This window comes from Streptomyces sp. XH2, from assembly GCF_049725035.1.
Lineage (GTDB): Bacteria > Actinomycetota > Actinomycetes > Streptomycetales > Streptomycetaceae > Streptomyces > Streptomyces roseoverticillatus.
In genome coordinates, this window is the sequence record NZ_JBMMMZ010000024.1 from 1 (window position 1) to 17,470 (window position 17,470).

A 17,470-nucleotide genomic window follows, 5' to 3' on the forward strand; every position below is an offset into this window, starting at 1 on the left:
CCGCCACCGGATCGGCCGTGGACACCACAGACCTACGCGACTTCGCCCGGCGCGCACTACCGGACTACATGGTCCCGGCAGTATTCATACTCCTCGACGAACTGCCTCTGCTCCCGAACGGAAAACTGAACCGGGCAGCCCTGCCGACGCCCGAAGCCGGTACGGCCCCGGCAACGCGTGCTCCTCGTACGCCGCGGGAAGAGCTGCTCTGCGGCCTCTTCGCCCACGTGCTGGGCCTCCCCGAGGTCGGCGCGGAGGACAACTTCTTCGAGCTGGGCGGCGACAGCATCATGTCCATCCAGCTCGTGTCCAAGGCCCGCGCCGCCGGGCTGGTCATCTCCCTCCGCGACGTCTTCCAGCACAAGACGCCCGCGGCCCTGGCCCTGGCAGCGACGAAGGACTCGGAGAGCGAACCCGGCAGCGAAGCACCTGATGCCGGCGTCGGCCGGCTGCCGATGACCCCGATCATGCACCGGCTCCGGGAACGCGGGGGTTCGCCCGACGGGTTCCACCAGTCGGTGCTCCTGAACGTTCCCGGCGGACTCGGCACGACTTGCCTCAACGCGGTGATGCAAGCGGTGCTGGACCACCACGACGCCCTGCGGATGAGGGTGACCCGGCATCCCGGCGGCGAGTGGCAGTTGGACATCGCCCCACGCGCCACGGTCACGGCGAGCACGTGCATCCGTCGCGCCGACATGCGCGGGCTGGAAGGCGCGGCTTTGCGCGCGACGATCGCTGCGGAGGGCGCTGCGGCCGTGCGGCGGCTGGCTCCCGGTGACGGGGTGATGCTGCAGGCGGTGTGGTTCGACGCCGGGCCCGCCCGTGCGGGCCGGTTGCTGCTGGTGCTGCACCATCTGGTGGTCGACGGGGTGTCCTGGCGCATTCTGCTGCCGGACCTGGCCTCTGCCGCGGCTGCCGTCGCGGCGGACCGCGCAGCCGACCTGGCCCCCGTACACACGTCGTTCCGCCGGTGGGCCGAACTGCTGGTGGAACAGGCCCGGGAACCGGAACGGGTCGACGAGGCAGCATGGTGGGCACAGGTCCTCGACGGGCCCGGCGCGACCCTGGCCGACCGGCCGCCCCAGGAGGACGACACCACACGGTCGCTGGTGATGACGATTCCGCCGGAACGGGCAGCGGCGTTGCTGACGGACGTGCCGGCCGCGTTCCACGCGAACGTCAACGACGTCCTGCTGACGGCGCTGGCCGTGGCGGTCCTGCGCCGGCACCAGCAGCGCGGAAAGGCGGGGGCGGCCCTGCTGGTTGATCTGGAGGCACACGGCCGGGACTCAGGGGTTCCCGGAGTGGATGTGTCGCGCACGGTGGGCTGGTTCACCAGCCTGTTCCCCGTACGGGTCGACCTCCACGGCATCGACCTCGATCAGGTGCTGACCGGAGGACCCGCTGCCGGTCAGGCTCTCAAGACGGTCAAGGAACAGCTTCGGGCGGTCCCGGCCCAGGGCCTCGGATACGGGCTCGTCCGCTACCTCAATCCGGAGACCCGCGGACGGCTGTCCCACCTGTCCGCTCCCCAGGTCGGATTCAACTACCTGGGGCGATTCCCCGCGGCCGACACCGGGCAGTGGACCGTCGCCGAGGAAACCGACGCCCTCTTCGATGCGACCGAAGCCGGACTGCCCGGACCGGGGCCGGCGCACCACCTCGGCATCAATGCCCTGGCCCGGGAAAGCGCCGAGGGGCCCGTACTCGTGGCCTCCTGGACATGGACCGACAAGACCCTGTCCGAAGCAGACGTCCATGAGCTCACCAACTTGTGGTCACAAGCACTCGACGCCCTCATCGCTCACAGCCGCCGGCCCGGTGCAGGGGGCTGGACGCCCTCGGACCTGCCTCTCGTCTCACTGACGCAGAACCAGCTTGACCGGCTCACCGGGGCCCGGGTGGGCGGGTCGGATCTTGAGGAGATCCTGCCGCTCTCACCGTTGCAGGAGGGCTTGCTCTTCCACTCGGCTTTCGACGACCAATTGCCCGACGTCTACACCGTCCAACTGGTCCTCGGCCTCCAAGGGCAGCTCAACGCGGCAGCGCTGCAGTCCGCGGCAGCGGCCTTGCTGCGCCGGCACGCGAACCTGCGGGCGGGCTTCCGGCAGGAGGATGCCGATCACCCGGTGCAGGTCATTCCGCGCGAGGTGGCGTTGCCCTGGCGCGAAGTGGACCTGAGCGGGAGGAGCGACCAGGACTCGGAGCCGGAACTGGCCCGGCTGCTGACCGAGGACCGCGCCCGCCGCTTCGACCCGGCCCGCCCACCACTCCTGCGCTTCACCCTCATCCGCACCGGCCCCGCCCACCACCGCCTCGTCTTCACCCACCACCACCTGCTCCTCGACGGATGGTCCCTCCCCATCCTCATGCGAGAACTCTTCGCCCTCTACACCCAGAGCTCCGGCAGCGGAGACGGAACCGCCCTCCCCTCCCCCGTCCCCTACCGGAACTACCTCACCTGGCTCGTGAGCCGGGACCGGGACGCGGCCGAGAAGGCCTGGCGAGAGGCACTGACCGGCATAGAAGAGCCCACGCTGCTGGCTCCGGTCAGTGCTGCCCGTGGCACTGTGCTGCCCGCCGACGTGACGAGTGAGCTGCCGGAGACGCTGACCGCGGCCTTGACGGCGTGGGCCCGCCGGCACGAGCTGACGCTCAACACCGTTGTCCAGGGGGTCTGGGGAACCCTGCTGGGGCGCTTGCTCCACCGGCACGACGTGGTCTTCGGCGCCACGGTCTCCGGCCGCCCGCCCGAGGTCACCGGCATCGAGGACATGGTGGGGCTGTTCATCAACACCTTGCCCGTACGCGTGCGCTGGGACGAGAACGAGTCGTGGGCGGACATGCTGACCCGGCTGCAAGAAGAGCAGTCGGCCCTGCTGGAGCACCAGCATCTGGGGCTTGCGGACATCCAGCAGACAGCGGGTGTACGCACACTGTTCGACACGACCACCGTGTTCGAAAGCTATCCGGTCGACGCCGGGGCGCTGGAGAAGACCGCTCCTGCCTTGCGGCTGCTGGACATCGAAGCCGCCGACGGCACGCACTATCCCCTCAGCCTCGCCGTGATACCCGGCCCGGCTCTGCGGCTGCGGCTGCAGTACCGGCCGGATGCGGTGGAGCGGGTCGCGGCCGAGGCCGTCGTGACGCGGCTGCGCCTCTTGCTGGAGGCGGTGGTCATGCGCCCCGAGCAGCCCATAGGGCACGTCGATCTACTGACCGCCGGGGAGCGGGACCGTCTCCTGGGGTTCAGCGCGGATCCCGCCCCGGAAGGTCTGCTCCCGGGGTGGTTCGAGGCTCAGGCGAAGGAGTCGCCCGATGCCGTAGCAGTGCTGCACGACGGTGTTGGGATCACGTACGGGGAGCTCAATGCCCGGGCGAACCGGCTCGCTCGGGTGCTGGTCCGGTGCGGCGTCGGTCCTGACCGGGTCGTTGCCGTGGCGCTGCCGCGGTCGGTGCATGTGGTGGTCGGTCTCCTGGCCGTGCTCAAGGCGGGCGGCGTGTACCTGCCGGTGGATCCGGAGTATCCGGCGGAGCGGATCGCGTTCATGCTGGCCGACGCCCGGCCCGCCCACGTACTCTCCGACGCCGTCACCGCGCCGCGCCTGCCGGACCTGGGTGACGTCCCATCGGTGCTGGTCGACCGGCTTGACCTCGCCCGGGAGGACGGCGCTGACCTCACCGATGCCGATCGCCCGGCCCCGCTGTCACCGGAGCAACTGGCGTATGTGATCTATACGTCGGGATCAACGGGCCGCCCGAAGGGCGTCATGATGTCCGGCGGCGCGCTGGCGAACCTGCTGGCGTGGCACGCCTCGGCGATGCCGGCCGGCCCCGGCGTGCGGGTCGCCCAGTTCACTGCGATCAGTTTCGACGTGTCGGTGCAGGAGATCCTGTCGACGCTGGTGTCCGGTGCGTGCCTGGTGATTCCCCCCGAGGACGTCCGCCGTGACGCGGCGGCGTTCGTGGCGTGGCTGCGGCGGCACGAGGTCGGCAAGCTGTTCGCGCCGAGCTTGGTGATCGAGGCGCTGTGCGAGGCGGCTGTTGAGAGCGGAGAGACGCTGCCGGCGCTGGTGGACGTGGCCCAGGCCGGTGAGGCGCTGCGGTTGAGCGAGCCGGTCCGCCGCTTCCACCGGGGCGTACGGCGCCGGTTGCACAACCACTACGGGCCTGCCGAGACCCATGTGGTGACCGCGTTCACCCTGCCGGACGAGGAAGCGGCATGGCCGGGCGCGGCGCCGATCGGCCGGCCGATCCGGAACGTCGGGACGTATGTGCTGGACGCCCGCTTGCGGCTGGTTCCCCCGGGTGTGGTGGGGGAACTGTATCTGGCCGGTGCCCAGTTGGCCCGCGGCTATCTGCAGCGCCCGGGGCTGACCGCCGGGCGGTTCGTGGCGAACCCGTACGGCGGCCCGGGGGCACGGATGTACCGCACCGGGGACCTGGTGCGGTGGGACTTCGCCGGGAACCTGGAGTACGTCGGCCGGGCGGACCGCCAGGTCAAGGTCCGCGGGTTCCGCATCGAACCCGGCGAGATCGAGGCGGCCGTCGCCCGCCACGAGGACGTCGGCCAGGCCGCCGTGCTGGCCCGGGAGGACCGGCCGGGCGACACGCGTCTGGTGGCCTACGTGGTGCCCGTGCCGGGACGGCGGGTGCAGGTCCCCGAACTGCGCCGGCACCTGGCGGCACTGCTGCCGGACCACATGCTGCCTGCCGCCGTGCTCGAACTCGCCTCCCTGCCGCTGACCGCCAACGGAAAGCTGGACCGGGACGCCCTGCCGGCACCCGGGGCGGGCACGCCGTCCACCGGCGCAGCGCCCCGGAACTCCCGGGAGGAGGTCCTGGCCGGCTTGTTCGCCGAGGTGCTGCGACTGCCGGCGGTGGGGGTCGACGACGACTTCTTCGCCCTGGGCGGGCACTCCCTGCTCGCCACCCGTTTGATCAACCGGGTCCGGTCGGTGTGGGGCACCGAGCTGCCGGTCCGCGCCTTCTTCCAGTCGCCCACCGTCGCCGGACTGGCAGCGGCCGTCGATGCCGCCGAGCGTCCCCGTGGCGATGCGGCGGACGGCACGGACGGCATCGATTTCCGCGCCGAGGCGGTGCTCGATCCGGCGATCACGACCGACGGCTGCCGGCCCGTGGCCCCCCGGGTGCACACTGCTCCCCGCCGCATCCTGCTCACCGGCGCCACCGGGTTCCTCGGTTCCTTCCTGCTCCGCGAGCTGCTGGACCGGACGGAGGCCGACGTGTGGTGCCTGGTGCGAGCGGCGAACGACGAAGAGGCCGGAGAACGGCTGCGCGGCGGCCTCGCCGCGTACCGGCTGTGGGACGAGGCCCTGCGCGAGCGGATCGTCGCCGTGGCAGGAGACCTGGAGAAGCCGCTGCTCGGTCTGACCGGGGAACGCTTCGCCCTGCTGGCGGACCGGATCGAGGTCATTTACCACAACGGCGCGCGGGTGAACATCGTCGACTCGTACGCGAGGCTGAAGGCGGCCAACGTCCTGGGCACGCAGGAGGTGGTGCGCCTGGCCGCCACGGCGCGGGTCAAGCCCCTGCACTACGTCTCCAGTTCCGCCGCCGGGGTGGGGCGGGACCCGGGTACCGATGTCGTCCGGGAGGACCGCCGCGTCGCACCGGACCGGGTGGCGTCGAACGGGTACGTCGCAACGAAGTGGGTGGCCGAGGAACTGGTGCGGGCGGCCGGGGAACGGGGCGTTCCCGCGGTGATCTACCGGCCGAGCCGGGTGAGTGGCCACACCGGCACGGGCGCGTGCACGACGGGGGACGCACTGTGGACGATGGTCCGGGCGATCATCGAGTTGCGTGCCGCGCCGGACCGGACGGTGCGGGAGGGAATGCGGTTCGACGTCGACCTCGTGCCGGTCGACCATGTGGCGAGGGCGATCGTCCATCTCGGCCGGCAGCCGGATGCGCACGGCAAGGTCTTCCACGTGACCAACCCGGAGCCGCTGGGCTTCGACGCGTTGACCGACTGTCTTCGGCGGCTCGGCTACGACGTGACGAGCCTGTCCTACGAGGAGTGGAAACACGCACTCCTCGGCGCCGCCGAAGCGAAGTCCTCGCTGGCTCCGGCCGCACTGCTGGCGCAGGGGCTGCGGGTCGGCGCCGCGAGCCCGCGCTACGACCGGAGCAACACCGAGCGCGGGCTCGCCGGTTCCGGCATAGCGTGCCCCGCCGTCGGCGACGACCTGGTCGCCAAGTACGTCCAGTACTTCGTCGGCTCGGGGTTCCTCCCGGCGCCGGCATCGACGACCGGCGGCTGATGGCTGACGGCAGGCCGCCGGTGGACGACAACCCGACGTTGTACGCGAGGAAGGACAGGACATGACCAACCCCTTTGACGACGACAACGGGCGTTTCCACGTGCTCGTCAACGACGAGGGCCAGCACTCGCTGTGGCCGGTCTTCGCGACCGTCCCCGAGGGCTGGTCCGTCGCCCTGGAGGACCAGGAGCGGGCCGCCTGCCTGGAGTACGTCGAGCAGCACTGGACCGACATGCGTCCCAGGAGCCTCGTCGAGGCGATGAACGCGGCAGCGGCGGCCCGGAAGGATCCCTCCTGACCCTTCGGGAGGATCCCCCCTGGTCCCTCCCCTATCGCTCGTACCCCGGCGCCCCGGATTCCGGTGCTCGGCGGACCTCGCCCGTGCCCAGTGTGATCACGGCCCGGGGCAGCATGGGCCCCTCGCCGCGCCGGGAGAGGACGGCCACCTCTTCGACCACGGCGGACCGTGCGCCGAGCCGGGCGGCGCATTCCGCGGCCAGGCCCCGTGGTTCCTGCGTGCGACCGAGGGACAGATGCGGGGTGAAACGGTCGCCGCGCCCGCGGCAGAGCGGGAAGCGCGACTCCAGCTCCTGGTGGAGGCGCTCCCACGGCGCCGTGCCCGCCGCTGCCGGATCGAGCCACACCGTCGAGGAGTGCCGGTGCCGGAAGTACCGTACGCCGGACAGGCGCGCCGTGAACGCCGCGCTCTCCGCCGCGCCCGCGGCCAGCAGCGGCACGGCCCGCGCGAACTCCTCCTCCGGCACGAAACCGAACAGCAGGTTCACGTGCGGAGGCCACCGCCGCACCTGCGGATCGTGCTCCCGGCGGATCGTCTGAATCGCGGGCCAGAGCTCCTGCGGCGGCAGCCACGCCACGGCCGTCCGGGCCGTCGGCGGCACCTCCAGCGTGCCTCCCGGCCCGGCGCCGCCGGCCTCCCGGTACCCGTTCACACTCCCATGATGCGTTCACCCGCCCGCCCGAGCCTCGTTATTCCTTGCGAGAAAAGAGCGGCCCGGACGGGGAAAATCCCGGGATCCTTTGACGGGTGCTTAATGTCTGAAATACAGTGATGCCCGATTGACGCACCACCGCAGGCTTGCTGTCGATCGGGGGATTCTCATGACCAGCTCCGCTTCTTCCGTCGTGGCCGGTGTCGGTTCCTCCCTCCCTCCGCGGGTGATCCGCAACGACGACATATCGTTTGCGAATCTCGGTTCGAGTGACGAATGGATCCGCAGCAGGACCGGAATCGAATGCAGGCGCCGGGTCGAGCCGGGAATCAGCACCGGGGACCTCGCCGTCGAAGCGGGCCGCGCAGCCCTGCTGAGTGCCGGCGATCCGGCCGTCGACCTCGTGGTGCTGACGACCACGACGCCCGACCACCCCTCACCGGCGACGGCGCCGTGGGTCGCCGCCCGGCTGGGTCTGGGCACCTTGCCGGCGTTCGACGTCGCGGCCGCGTGTTCGGGCTTCACGTACGGGGTGGCCGTGGGCGATGCGTGGATCCGGGCGGGGCTGGCGGAGTGCGTGCTGGTCCTGGCGGCGGAGACGCTGTCGACGATCACCGACCCCGCGGACCGCGGCACCGCCGTGGTCTTCGCCGACGGGGCCGGGGCCGTGGTGCTGCGCAGCGGCGAGCGCGACGAGCCCGGTGCCGTCCGGGCGACGTGCCTGGGCAGTGACGGCACGCAGAAGGACCTCGCCGTCGTCCACGCCGGCGGCTCCCGGCGGCCGGACCCCGGTGGCGCCGCCCCGGTGGCGGAGCGCTGCTTGCGGTTGCAGGGTCCGCAGCTGTTCGCCCACGCGGTGCGCCGGATGACCGAAGTGTCCCGGGAATTGCTGGAGAAGACCGGATGGCCGGTGGATTCCGTGGGGGCGTTCATCGGCCACCAGGCCAATCAGCGGATCCTGGACAAGGTGGCCGACCTGGTCGGCGTGCCCCGTTCCAGCCGCTTCGGGAACATCCGCAGCGTCGGCAACACGTCTTCGGCGTCGATCCCCCTGGTCATGGACGAACTGGTCGAGGCCCAGTCCGTCGCCCCCGGCACACGGACCCTGCTGACCGCGTTCGGGGGCGGCGCGGTGTGGGGCGCGGTCGCGTTGACCTGGCCCGGTCTCAAGCCCGCACGACGGTAGGAGTTTCTTCATGGACGAGCCCGTCCGGCAGCCGTTCGAGTTCATTCGCGACTATCTGTCCGCCACCTACCATCTCGATTCCGAAAAACTCACCGTGGACCGTTCCTTCGACAGCCTCGGCCTGGATTCCATCGCGCAGGTGGAGATGTTCGTGACGCTTTCCGACCACTACGGGATCCGGCTCGACGACGCACACGCCCGCGGGCACATCACTCTCCGGGAAACCGCTGATCTCGTGCAGGAGGCCCTGGACTCGGTGGACCGGCGGAATGGAGAGCCGTGACCAAGGCGATCACCCGCACCCTGCAATTGGACGGGCTGACCTTCTCCTGCCAGGTGGTGGAGAGCGACACTCCGCGCATCGAGCCGGTGCTCGTCCTCGGCGGCGTGCTGCAGGGCATGCACGGCTGGTCCATCATGGAACGTCACGTCCTGCCCTTCGCCGACCTGATCTCCGTGGACCTGCCCGGCGCCGGAGCGTCCACTCCCCTGCGGCCCGAGCAGGACATGGAGACCATGTGCCGGGCCACCGAGATCATCATCGACGGCCTCGGCCTGGAACGGGTCAACTTCCTCGGTTACTCCTTCGGTTCGGCCGTCGCCTTCCGCTGCGCGCAGAGGCACCCGGACCGGTACGCCAAGCTGGCGCTGGGCGGCGTGCCCGTCCGCATCAGCGACAAACTCGTCGGCCTGTGGACGCGCGGCGCCCGGCGGATGCTGACCGGTGACGCGAACGGATTCGTGGACGTCCTGGCGGAGATGTTCCTGTGCTCCGACAGCCGGGTGACGGTCAGGAACCGGGACGTGGTGCGCCAGTTGGTCAAGCGGATGACCCTCAGGGCCGTCACCGGCAGCGCGCACGGATTCCGGACGATGGAGCGTTCGGTCCTGGAGAACCTCGACCCCCGGGGCGGTCTGAGCGGTGTTCCGACGCTGGTGTTCTGCGGCGAGCACGACACCATCAGCTCCCTGGAGGAGCAGAGGGAGTTCGCGGCCACGATCGAGGGCTGCACGTTCGCGGCGATCGGCGAAGCCGATCACTGGGTGTTCCTGCAGCGCCGGTACGAGGCCGGCGACCTGGTGATGCGCTTCTTCACCGGCCGGCCGCTCACCGGCCTCGGCTATCTGACCGGACCCGCCACGGCCGCCGGGGTGACCACGCCGTGAGCGACGACCCGGTGACCACCGTGCTGGCGGGTCTGGGGTCCTGGCTGCCGCCGACCGTCGTGGACAACGCGGATCTCATGAGCCCCGCGATGGACGCCTTCGTACGGCGGCGGATCGGCATCGCCCGCCGGCACCGCATCAGCGACGGCGACGCCACCGTCCACCTGGCCACGGAGGCGGGTGCGCGGGCGCTCGCCTCGGCCGGCGCGGCACGAGTCGACGCGCTCGTCCTCGCCACCACGACCCCGGACCGGCTCTGCCCCGCCGGCGCCCCCGAAGTCGCCAGCCGCCTGGGCATGACCGGCATACCCGCCTTCGATCTCAACGCCGGCTGCTCGGGCTTCCTCTACGGCTGCGAGCTCGCCCGCGGGCTGATCGCCGCCGGCACGGCAGGATCCGTCGCGGTGATCGGTGCCGAGAGCTCCTCCACCATGATCAACCCTGCGGATCCCGGCACCGCCCCGATCTTCGGCGACGGCGCCGGCGCCGCCGTGCTCCGGCGGGCGCGCCCGGGTGAGCCGCCCACGTTCGGTCCGACGGCATGGGGCAGCGACGGCACCCTCGCCGACGCCATCGCCATCCCGGCCGGCGGCTCCCGCCGGCGCACCCCCGCACCGGACCTCGGCGGCGCGGACGCGTTCCTGCACATGCGCGGTACCGAAGTCGTGCGCAACGCGGTCAAGCGCATGAGCGCCGCCGTGATCGCCGCCGCCGAGGCCGCGAGCTGGACGCTGGAGGACATCGACGTGCTCGTCGCGCACCAGGCCAACGCGGCGATCACCCGGGCCGTGGCCGCGACCCTGTCCTTCCCGGCCGACCGCATGCCGTCCAACATCGAGCACGTCGGCAACACCGCCGCGGCGTCCATCCCGCTCCTGCTCGCGCACGCCGCCTCCCACGGCGCGGTCAAACCCGGCCGGCGCGTGCTGATGGTGGCCTTCGGCAGCGGCCTGTCATGGGCCGCCACCACCGCCACGTGGCCGCACGGCCTCACTCCCCACCTGTGACTCCCGGAAGGCCAGGCGCATGGACGACAGGCAGGACACCGACGTGCAGAACGCCGGCGTGCAACACGCCGTCATCCGCATTCTGACGCACAAGGCCGGCCTGCCTCCCGGACCGGTCACACCCGACGCCACCTTGACGCAGGCGGGCGTGGACTCCATGGCCATCGCCGTACTCGCCATGGTCATCGAGGACGAGTACGCACTGGTGATCAGCGAAGCCGATCTGTCGGCGAACTCCACCGTCGCCGACCTCGCGGCCCTCGTCGAGAGACACTTGGCGGCCGAGGCGTGACCGGGCGGCACCCCTCCTCGCTCCCTCTCGCCCGTGCCGGCGCGCACGACCACCGCATCACCTGGAGCCCCGCGGACTTCCCGTGCAGGACCGTCGTTCCGGACGGCCCGGCCGGCGCCGCCGATCCGCTGCTCGTCCTCGGCGGCGGCCTGCAGAACAGACACTCGTGGGCACGCTTCGAGCGCCGTACGGCCTCCCGGTTCCCCCTGGTCATCCCCGACCTGCCGGCCGCCCGCACGCCCGGGCAGGATGTGCCGAGCCTGGACTGGGACGACCTCACCGACGCCGCCCTGCGCGTCATGGACCAGCTGCGCATCCGCCGCTTCGCCGTGCTCGGCGTCTCCTCCGGCTACCCCATCGGCTACCGGCTGGCCCAGCGCCACCCCGACCGGGTCACGCGGCTGATGCTCTTCGGTGCCTCGCCCCGGCCCGCCCCCCGCCTGGCGAAACTGATCGGTGAAGGCCTGCGCCGGGAAGCCGGCCGCCGCGCCCCGGCCTCCTCCGCCGAAGATGCACCGGCCCGTCTTCGAGCCGCCGAAGAGCTGGTCGGCGTCCTCACCAACCCCGAAGCGGCCGAGCGGCACCTGCTCATCAGGGCAGCAGGACGCGTCGTGCTCGACCAGCTCGCCGCGTCCCCCTGCGACCCCCTCGTCCGCTACGTCCACGACCGCGGGTTCCTCCTGCTGCGCGACCCGCTTCCCCCGGGCGGCATCCACGGCGTTCCCTCTCTCGTCGGAGTGGGCGAATTCGACACCGCCACCACCGTCGCCGACAACCGGGCCGTCGCGTCCACCATCAGCCGCGCGACCTTCGTCGTCATGGAGAACGCCGACCACCTGCTGCACATGGAACGGGACGCCGACTTCGCCGCTCTCGTCACCCTCTTCCTCGGCGGCAGACCGCTCAGTGCTCTGCGGCAGTGCACCGTCGAGGCGATGCCTTGAGCACCAGGCCGTGCCGTGCCGCCGGCCCTCTGTACCTCGCCCCCGCGTCCCGCATCCCGAGGAGCCCCGCAGCCGTGCAGACCCCCAGGAAGCACCGACCAGCCGCGCCTCGGCGCATCGTCCTGGCCACGTGGGGGACGACCGGCGACGTCGCCCCGTACACCGGCCTCGCCACCGGCCTGAGAGAGGCCGGTCATCAGGTCACCGTGGTGACCTCACGGCGATACGCGCACCTCTTCCGCGCGCACGGGCTTCCGGTCCGGGCCATGCCCCTGGACGAGCAGGAGGCCGCGGTCGGAGCGCACAAGCCGCGCCGCGCGCGCATCGACAACGGCCGGGACATGGCACTCACCGCAGCCGGGGTCCTGCTGGAAGCGGCCGGTGAAGGCGCCGACGCTCTCCTCGCCCATCCCCTGCTGCACCCCCAGGCCGCGGTCATCGGCGCAGGGCTCCGCGTGCCGTGCCTCGGCGTCTACACCGTCTCGCACGCCATGATGCTGCCGCGCCTGATCGCCGGGACGCCGCGGCTGCGCTACACGATCGCCGATGCGCTGGTCAAAGCCGTCCTCAGCCCGCTGTACGCCCCGGCGATCGCCCGCCTGCGACGCGAACTCGGCCTGCGTCACCGCTCCGTCCCCACCACCCTGACGCCTTCCGCCCGCCACGCCGTCTCCTACGGTTTCAGCAGCGCTCTCCTGCCCGCTCGGATGCCGCTGCCCGCCGCGCACAGGGCCGTCGGCGCCTGGCGGCCCGCTCGACCACCGGACTGGCGTCCTGATGACCGTCTCGTCGACTTCCTCGCTTCGGGGCCCGCACCCGTGTATTTCGGCTTCGGCAGCATGGGCGAAGGCCGTGCGGAACAGCTGTCCCGCACCATCACCCGTGCCGTGCGCCGGCTGAGGATCCGCGCCGTCGTCCAAGGCGGCTGGGCCGGCCTGACGGGTGACGGCGGCAGCGACGACGTCCTCACCATCGGAGAGTGCCCGCACACCTGGCTCTTCCCGCGCATGGCCGCCGCCGTGCACCACGCGGGCCCGGGAACCACCCACGCCTCTCTGGAGGCCGCCCTGCCCACCCTCCCCGTCCCCTTCAAGCTCGACCAGCCCTTCTGGGCAGCCCGGCTCCGCTCCCTCGGGCTCACCCCCGCCGCCCTCCCGGTGCCGCACCTCACCAGCGGCAATCTCAGCCTCGCCCTCACCCGGCTCCTCACCGACGGCCACTACCGCGAACGGACCCGCCGCATCGGCGCGATCGTCGAAGGGCAGGACGGCACCGCAGGGGTCGTCCACGCGCTCAGGCGGATCGCGTCTCAGCCGGGGGAGGCGGTCCGGCGGGGGACTCCGTAGCGGTTCCAAAAGTCCGGGCCGTCCGTAAATGACTGGCGCGCGTGGTGAGGCAGCGGGATCCTCCTGACTGTCCGGGCCCGCGCGCATCCGCGTGATCGCGCTCCACCCCGCCCGGAAAGGGAGTGGTGATGACCGTCTTCGCGTCCGAACCGTCCGCGCCCCGGCCCGGAGTCCGTACAGCGGCCGGAGCGCTGCGCGGCTGCCGGGAGGCGGGCGTGGCGGTCTTCCGCGGCATCCCGTTCGCCGAGCCGCCGGTCGGCTCGCTGCGCTTCGCCGCACCGCGGCCGGTACGAGGCTGGGACGGGGTACGGGAGGCCGCCTCGTACGGGCCACCGCCTCCGCAGGGCGGTCACTTCGGCATGGACGCGCTGGCGCGGGAGACGCCGGGCGACGACTGGCTGTCGGTCAACCTCTGGTCGCCCGACCCGGCCCCCGGCGCCGGGCTGCCGGTGATGGTGTGGATCCAGGGCGGCGCCTACACGTTCGGCATGTCCGCCCTCCCCGAGTACGACGGCGGGCGCCTCGCGCGTGACGGCGGCGTCGTGGTGGTGACGCTCAACTACCGCGTGGGGCTGGAAGGCTTCGGACACATCGACGGGGCGCCGGCCAACCGGGGTCTGCTCGACCAGGTCGCCGCTCTGGAGTGGGTGCGTGACAACATCCGGGCCTTCGGCGGCGACCCGGACCGCGTCACGGTCTTCGGCCAGTCGGCGGGCGCGGGCTCGGTCGCCGCGCTGCTGGCGATGCCGCGTGCGGCCGGGCTCTTCGGCCGGGCGGTCGCGCAGAGCGTGCAGGGCACGTTCTTCTCACCGGAGCTCGCCGCCGGCATCGCCGCCGCCTGCGCCGCCGAACTGGGGCTGAGGCCCGCCGTGGCCGACCTGTCCGCGGTGGCCCCGGCCCGGCTGTCCGCCGCCGGTGACGCGGTCGGCGCCAGGATGAGCCGGTGGGCGGACCACTGGGGCCGGGCCGCGCACCGGTCGATCCCGTTCTCGCCGGTCGTCGACGGTGACATCCTTCCCGTCACGCCGTGGCAGGCCCTCGCCGGCGGGGCCGGCCGGGACGTCGCGCTCCTCGTCGGCCACACCCGCGACGAACAGCGGCTGTTCACGGCGATCGACGGCCTGCTCGGCCAGGTCACACCGGAGCGGGCGGCGTCCGCCCTGCGCCTCTTCGGCCCCGGCCCGGACGGCGCACGGCGCTACGCCGGCGGCTTTCCGTCCGCGGGGCCGGACGAGCTGTACGAACTGGTCCACTCCGACTGGCTGTTCCGCATGCCGAGCCTCCACCTCGCCGAGGCCCGTGTCGCCGGCGGCGGCCGCGCCCACGTCTACGAGCTGACCTGGCCCGCCCCGGGCATGGGCGGTGCCCTCGGCGCCTGCCACGGCCTCGACGTGCCGCTCGTCTTCGGCAACCTGGACCGCGGTCAGCCCGCCATGCTGATCGGCGAAGTCCCCTCCCCGGAGGCGGAGGCGCTCTCCGCCCGCATGCGCGCCGACTGGACGGCGTTCGCCGCCCACGGCGACGCCGGCTGGCCCGCGTACGACACCGGGCGGCGCCTCGTCCGGCTCTACGGCACCCGGCCGGCGGTCACCGCCTATCCGGAGGAAGCCTCCCGCCTGATCTGGCAGGAGCATGCGTTCCCGGCCCTTCCGCTGACCGGCCGGTAGCACCGGCCACGGGAGGCTGCTCACCGGCCGGCGGCTGCCCTTCGTGCGGTGTGTTCGCGCGGTTGAAGAGGTAGGAGCCGAGCAGGACGCCGGCGATGACGAGGAGACCGCCCCAGAGTTCGTGGAAGGTGGGTGCGCGGCCCTCCCAGACCAGGTTGAACGCCGCGCCGAACACGGCCTCCATGCCGATGACGGGGCCCATGACCGTGGCGGGCAGCCGTTTCGAGGCGATGTTCCAGAACCAGGTCGCGCACCACGAGCCCAGTACGGCGAGTGCGACGCACCACAGCAGGAACGACTGGAGGGTGCCTGCGTCCGCGAAGGGGGACGGGCCGTCGCCGGACCGGGCGAGCGGGAGGAGGAAGAGCGAGGCGCCGAACGCCCCGAGGCCGATGCAGGCCGTCCACGTGGCGTTGCCGGCGGCGGGCCGGACCCGGTTCAGGACGATGCGGTTGACGACGACGAAGTAGGACCAGGCGACACAGGCGAGGAAGCCGAGGACGACGCCGGTCGTCACGTCCCCCTCGCCCGTCCGCCCGTGGGACGCACCGCCGTTGACCAGGAGCAGCCCGGCGGAGATCGCCGCGACCGGCAGCACGAGCCGGCGCCACGGCAGGACCTTCTCGGTCGCGTTGGAGGCCAGGGTCACCAGCAGGGGGATCAGCCCGGTCAGGGTGGAGGCGAGGACGCCCCCGCCGGCCTGGGCGGACAGGGACAGCAGGAGGTAGAAGCCGATGTATCCGACGACGCCCAAGTGGAGGGCCAGCAGCAGGTTGCGGGGACCGAGGCGGCGGAGGCCGCCGCGGCGCGCGGCGAGCACGGCCAGGGACATGGCGCCGAAGACCGCGTACCGGCCCACGACGAGGTAGTAGACGTTCACGGGGGCGACGGCGGCCGGCCCCAGGAACGTGAAGCCCCACAGGGCTGTCGCCATGAGGGCCGCGAGCAGGCCCACGACGTACGTGCGGGGCGCCCTGCCTGTCATGTGTGCACCTCTCCGCGGTCGTGACGGGTCGATCCAGCCTATGCCGGGGCGGGGACGAGCAGGATGCGGGTGCGGGCGTGGGCCCGGTCCTCGCCTCCGTGTCACCGGCCGGCCGCCGGTGGCGCGGTCCCGGCGGGGCCGGGGTCCTCCTCCGCGGCGCGCAGTTCCGCCCCGATGGCCCGCACCTGGTCGATCAGGAAGTCGAAGTCGGTGACGTCCGTGCGGTGGTTGTTGTCGGCGACGCGGATGACGAACTTCCCGTCGAGGACCGTGTGCGAGGGCATCGCCAGGCCCTCGGTCTGCAGCCGGTTCAGGATCCCCCGGTTGACGCGGTCGGCGGCGTCCGGGCCGGCTCCGGGCCAGACGTACCGGAAGCAGGCCACGTTCAGATCGCCGCGTGCGACGAGTTCGAGGTCCTCGGCGGCCTCGACGCGTGCGGCCAGGTGGGCGACCTGGGCGATGTTCGCGGCGACGGCCTCGGCGAACGCCCCGATGCCGTGGGTCTTGAGGGCGAACCACACCTTCAGCGCGCGGAAGCGCCGGGACTGCTCGACGCCGCGGTCGGAGAAGGCGAGCGGGTAGGCGGCCGGTCCCCCGGCGGTGCTGCTGATGTAGTCCGCGCTGGAGCTGAAGGCCGCCTCCAGCATGCCCTCGCTCCGGGTGAGGACGCAGCTGACGTCGAACGGCATGTAGAGCCATTTGTGCAGGTCGCACACGAGCGAGTCGGCCTCGGCCAGGCCGTCGAGCAGGGCGCGGTGGGAGGGCAGGAGCTGGGCGAACGCTCCGAAGGCGCCGTCCACGTGGTACCAGAGGTCCTCTTCCCGGGCGATCTCCAGCAGGGTCCGGAGGGGGTCGACCGCGCCGGTGTTGACCGTGCCGGCGTTGCCGATGAGGCACAGGGGGTACAGGCCCGCCTCCCGGTCCGCGCGGAGCGCGGCGCGCAGCGCGCCGACGTCGATCCGGAAGTCCCGGTCCACGGGGATCTTCCGGAAGAAGCGGCGGCCGATGCCGAGCAGCTCGACGGCCTTGTCGACGGAGTGGTGGGTCTCCTCGGACCCGTAGACGGTGAACTGCACGCCCGCGGCGACGGCGCCCTCGTCGCGGATCGCGGCGGCGGAGGGCGCCTTCGCCACCCGGGCGGCGGCGAGGGCCGTGACCTGCCCCATGGAGGCGCCGCTCGTCAGCAGCCCGGAGCCGCCGGCGGGCCAGTGGAGGGCCTGCTGCAGCCACTCGATCACTTGCTGCTCGACCATCATGGCGGCGTTCCCGCCCGAGCCGAGCGTGCAGTTGATCACCGAGGCCAGCAGGTCGCCGTAGGCCGCGACCGGCACGCCGGAGCCGTTGGCCCAGCCCCAGAAGCGGGGGTGGATGTTGCCGCGCGGGAACGGCAGGACCGTCGCCCGGAACTCCTCGTACACCTCGGCCATGGGCATGCCCTTCGCCGGGAGTCCGGTGCGGAACGAGGCCCGGACGTCCTCGGGCACGGGCTGCCACACGGGGCGCTCGCGGAGGCCGGCGAGGTGGTCGGCGATGTCGTCGACGATCCGCTTGCCCAGGGCGCGGAACTCCTCCCAGTCGGCGGGGTCCAGAGGGGGGTCGGTGTGCATGGCGTCCTCTTCTCCAGGTCTGCGGCCTCTCC

The 17,470-nt window shown here is 72.3% G+C and carries 13 protein-coding genes; 10 read left to right on the top strand and 3 right to left on the bottom strand.

The annotated features are described in order from the left end of the window. Nucleotides 1–17 precede the first annotated feature (17 nt). Entirely contained in the window at nucleotides 18–6,287 is a 6,270-nt protein-coding gene (locus ACOTKD_RS35785) for an amino acid adenylation domain-containing protein (RefSeq protein ID WP_424893165.1), read from the top strand. A gap of 61 nt (nucleotides 6,288–6,348) precedes the next feature. Next, a complete protein-coding gene (locus ACOTKD_RS35790; RefSeq protein ID WP_424893166.1) occupies nucleotides 6,349–6,585 on the top strand; it encodes an MbtH family protein in 237 nt (78 codons plus the stop codon). Nucleotides 6,586–6,616: 31 nt separating this feature from the next. On the opposite strand, the gene ACOTKD_RS35795 is transcribed toward ACOTKD_RS35790, so the two are convergent. After that, nucleotides 6,617–7,237 (bottom strand): 2'-5' RNA ligase family protein, encoded by a 621-nt coding sequence (locus ACOTKD_RS35795; RefSeq protein ID WP_424893167.1) that lies wholly within the window; start codon nucleotides 7,235–7,237, stop codon nucleotides 6,617–6,619. A 169-nt stretch (nucleotides 7,238–7,406) separates the two neighbouring features. Between ACOTKD_RS35795 and ACOTKD_RS35800 the strand changes: the two genes are divergently transcribed. The 8 genes from ACOTKD_RS35800 (at nucleotide 7,407) to ACOTKD_RS35835 (ending at nucleotide 14,846) form a co-directional block, all read left to right on the top strand. Next, nucleotides 7,407–8,423 (top strand): beta-ketoacyl-ACP synthase III, encoded by a 1,017-nt coding sequence (locus tag ACOTKD_RS35800; protein ID WP_424893168.1) that lies wholly within the window; start codon nucleotides 7,407–7,409, stop codon nucleotides 8,421–8,423. 10 nt (nucleotides 8,424–8,433) lie between these two features. Beyond that, on the top strand, nucleotides 8,434–8,706 hold the full coding sequence (locus ACOTKD_RS35805) for an acyl carrier protein (protein WP_424893169.1): 273 nt from the start codon (nucleotides 8,434–8,436) through the stop codon (nucleotides 8,704–8,706). Continuing rightward, nucleotides 8,703–9,590 carry an alpha/beta fold hydrolase gene (locus tag ACOTKD_RS35810; RefSeq protein WP_424893170.1) on the top strand — a complete coding sequence of 296 codons (888 nt, stop codon included), beginning with the start codon at nucleotides 8,703–8,705 and terminating at the stop codon, nucleotides 9,588–9,590. Before ACOTKD_RS35805 ends, ACOTKD_RS35810 begins: the two co-directional genes overlap by 4 nt. Beyond that, the gene (locus tag ACOTKD_RS35815) at nucleotides 9,587–10,597 is read left to right on the top strand and encodes a 3-oxoacyl-ACP synthase III family protein (RefSeq protein WP_424893171.1); all 1,011 of its coding nucleotides are present in this window, start codon (nucleotides 9,587–9,589) and stop codon (nucleotides 10,595–10,597) included. Before ACOTKD_RS35810 ends, ACOTKD_RS35815 begins: the two co-directional genes overlap by 4 nt. 19 nt (nucleotides 10,598–10,616) lie before the next feature. Then, a complete protein-coding gene (locus ACOTKD_RS35820) occupies nucleotides 10,617–10,889 on the top strand; it encodes an acyl carrier protein (protein WP_424893172.1) in 273 nt (90 codons plus the stop codon). After that, nucleotides 10,886–11,833, top strand: a complete 948-nt coding sequence (locus ACOTKD_RS35825; RefSeq protein WP_424893173.1) for an alpha/beta fold hydrolase — start codon at nucleotides 10,886–10,888, stop codon at nucleotides 11,831–11,833. Before ACOTKD_RS35820 ends, ACOTKD_RS35825 begins: the two co-directional genes overlap by 4 nt. Nucleotides 11,834–11,907: 74 nt before the next feature. Beyond that, nucleotides 11,908–13,179, top strand: a complete 1,272-nt coding sequence (locus ACOTKD_RS35830) for a glycosyltransferase (protein WP_424893174.1) — start codon at nucleotides 11,908–11,910, stop codon at nucleotides 13,177–13,179. 128 nt (nucleotides 13,180–13,307) lie between these two features. After that, nucleotides 13,308–14,846, top strand: coding sequence for a carboxylesterase/lipase family protein (locus tag ACOTKD_RS35835; RefSeq protein WP_424893175.1), 1,539 nt, complete (start codon nucleotides 13,308–13,310; stop codon nucleotides 14,844–14,846). Here the strand turns inward: ACOTKD_RS35835 and ACOTKD_RS35840 are convergent. After that, entirely contained in the window at nucleotides 14,767–15,831 is a 1,065-nt protein-coding gene (locus ACOTKD_RS35840) for a DMT family transporter (protein WP_424893176.1), read from the bottom strand. The two genes, ACOTKD_RS35835 and ACOTKD_RS35840, sit on opposite strands and share 80 nt — an antisense overlap. Nucleotides 15,832–15,932: 101 nt before the next feature. Then, nucleotides 15,933–17,438 (bottom strand): pyridoxal phosphate-dependent decarboxylase family protein, encoded by a 1,506-nt coding sequence (locus tag ACOTKD_RS35845; RefSeq protein WP_424893177.1) that lies wholly within the window; start codon nucleotides 17,436–17,438, stop codon nucleotides 15,933–15,935. Between the last annotated feature and the right edge of the window lie 32 nt (nucleotides 17,439–17,470).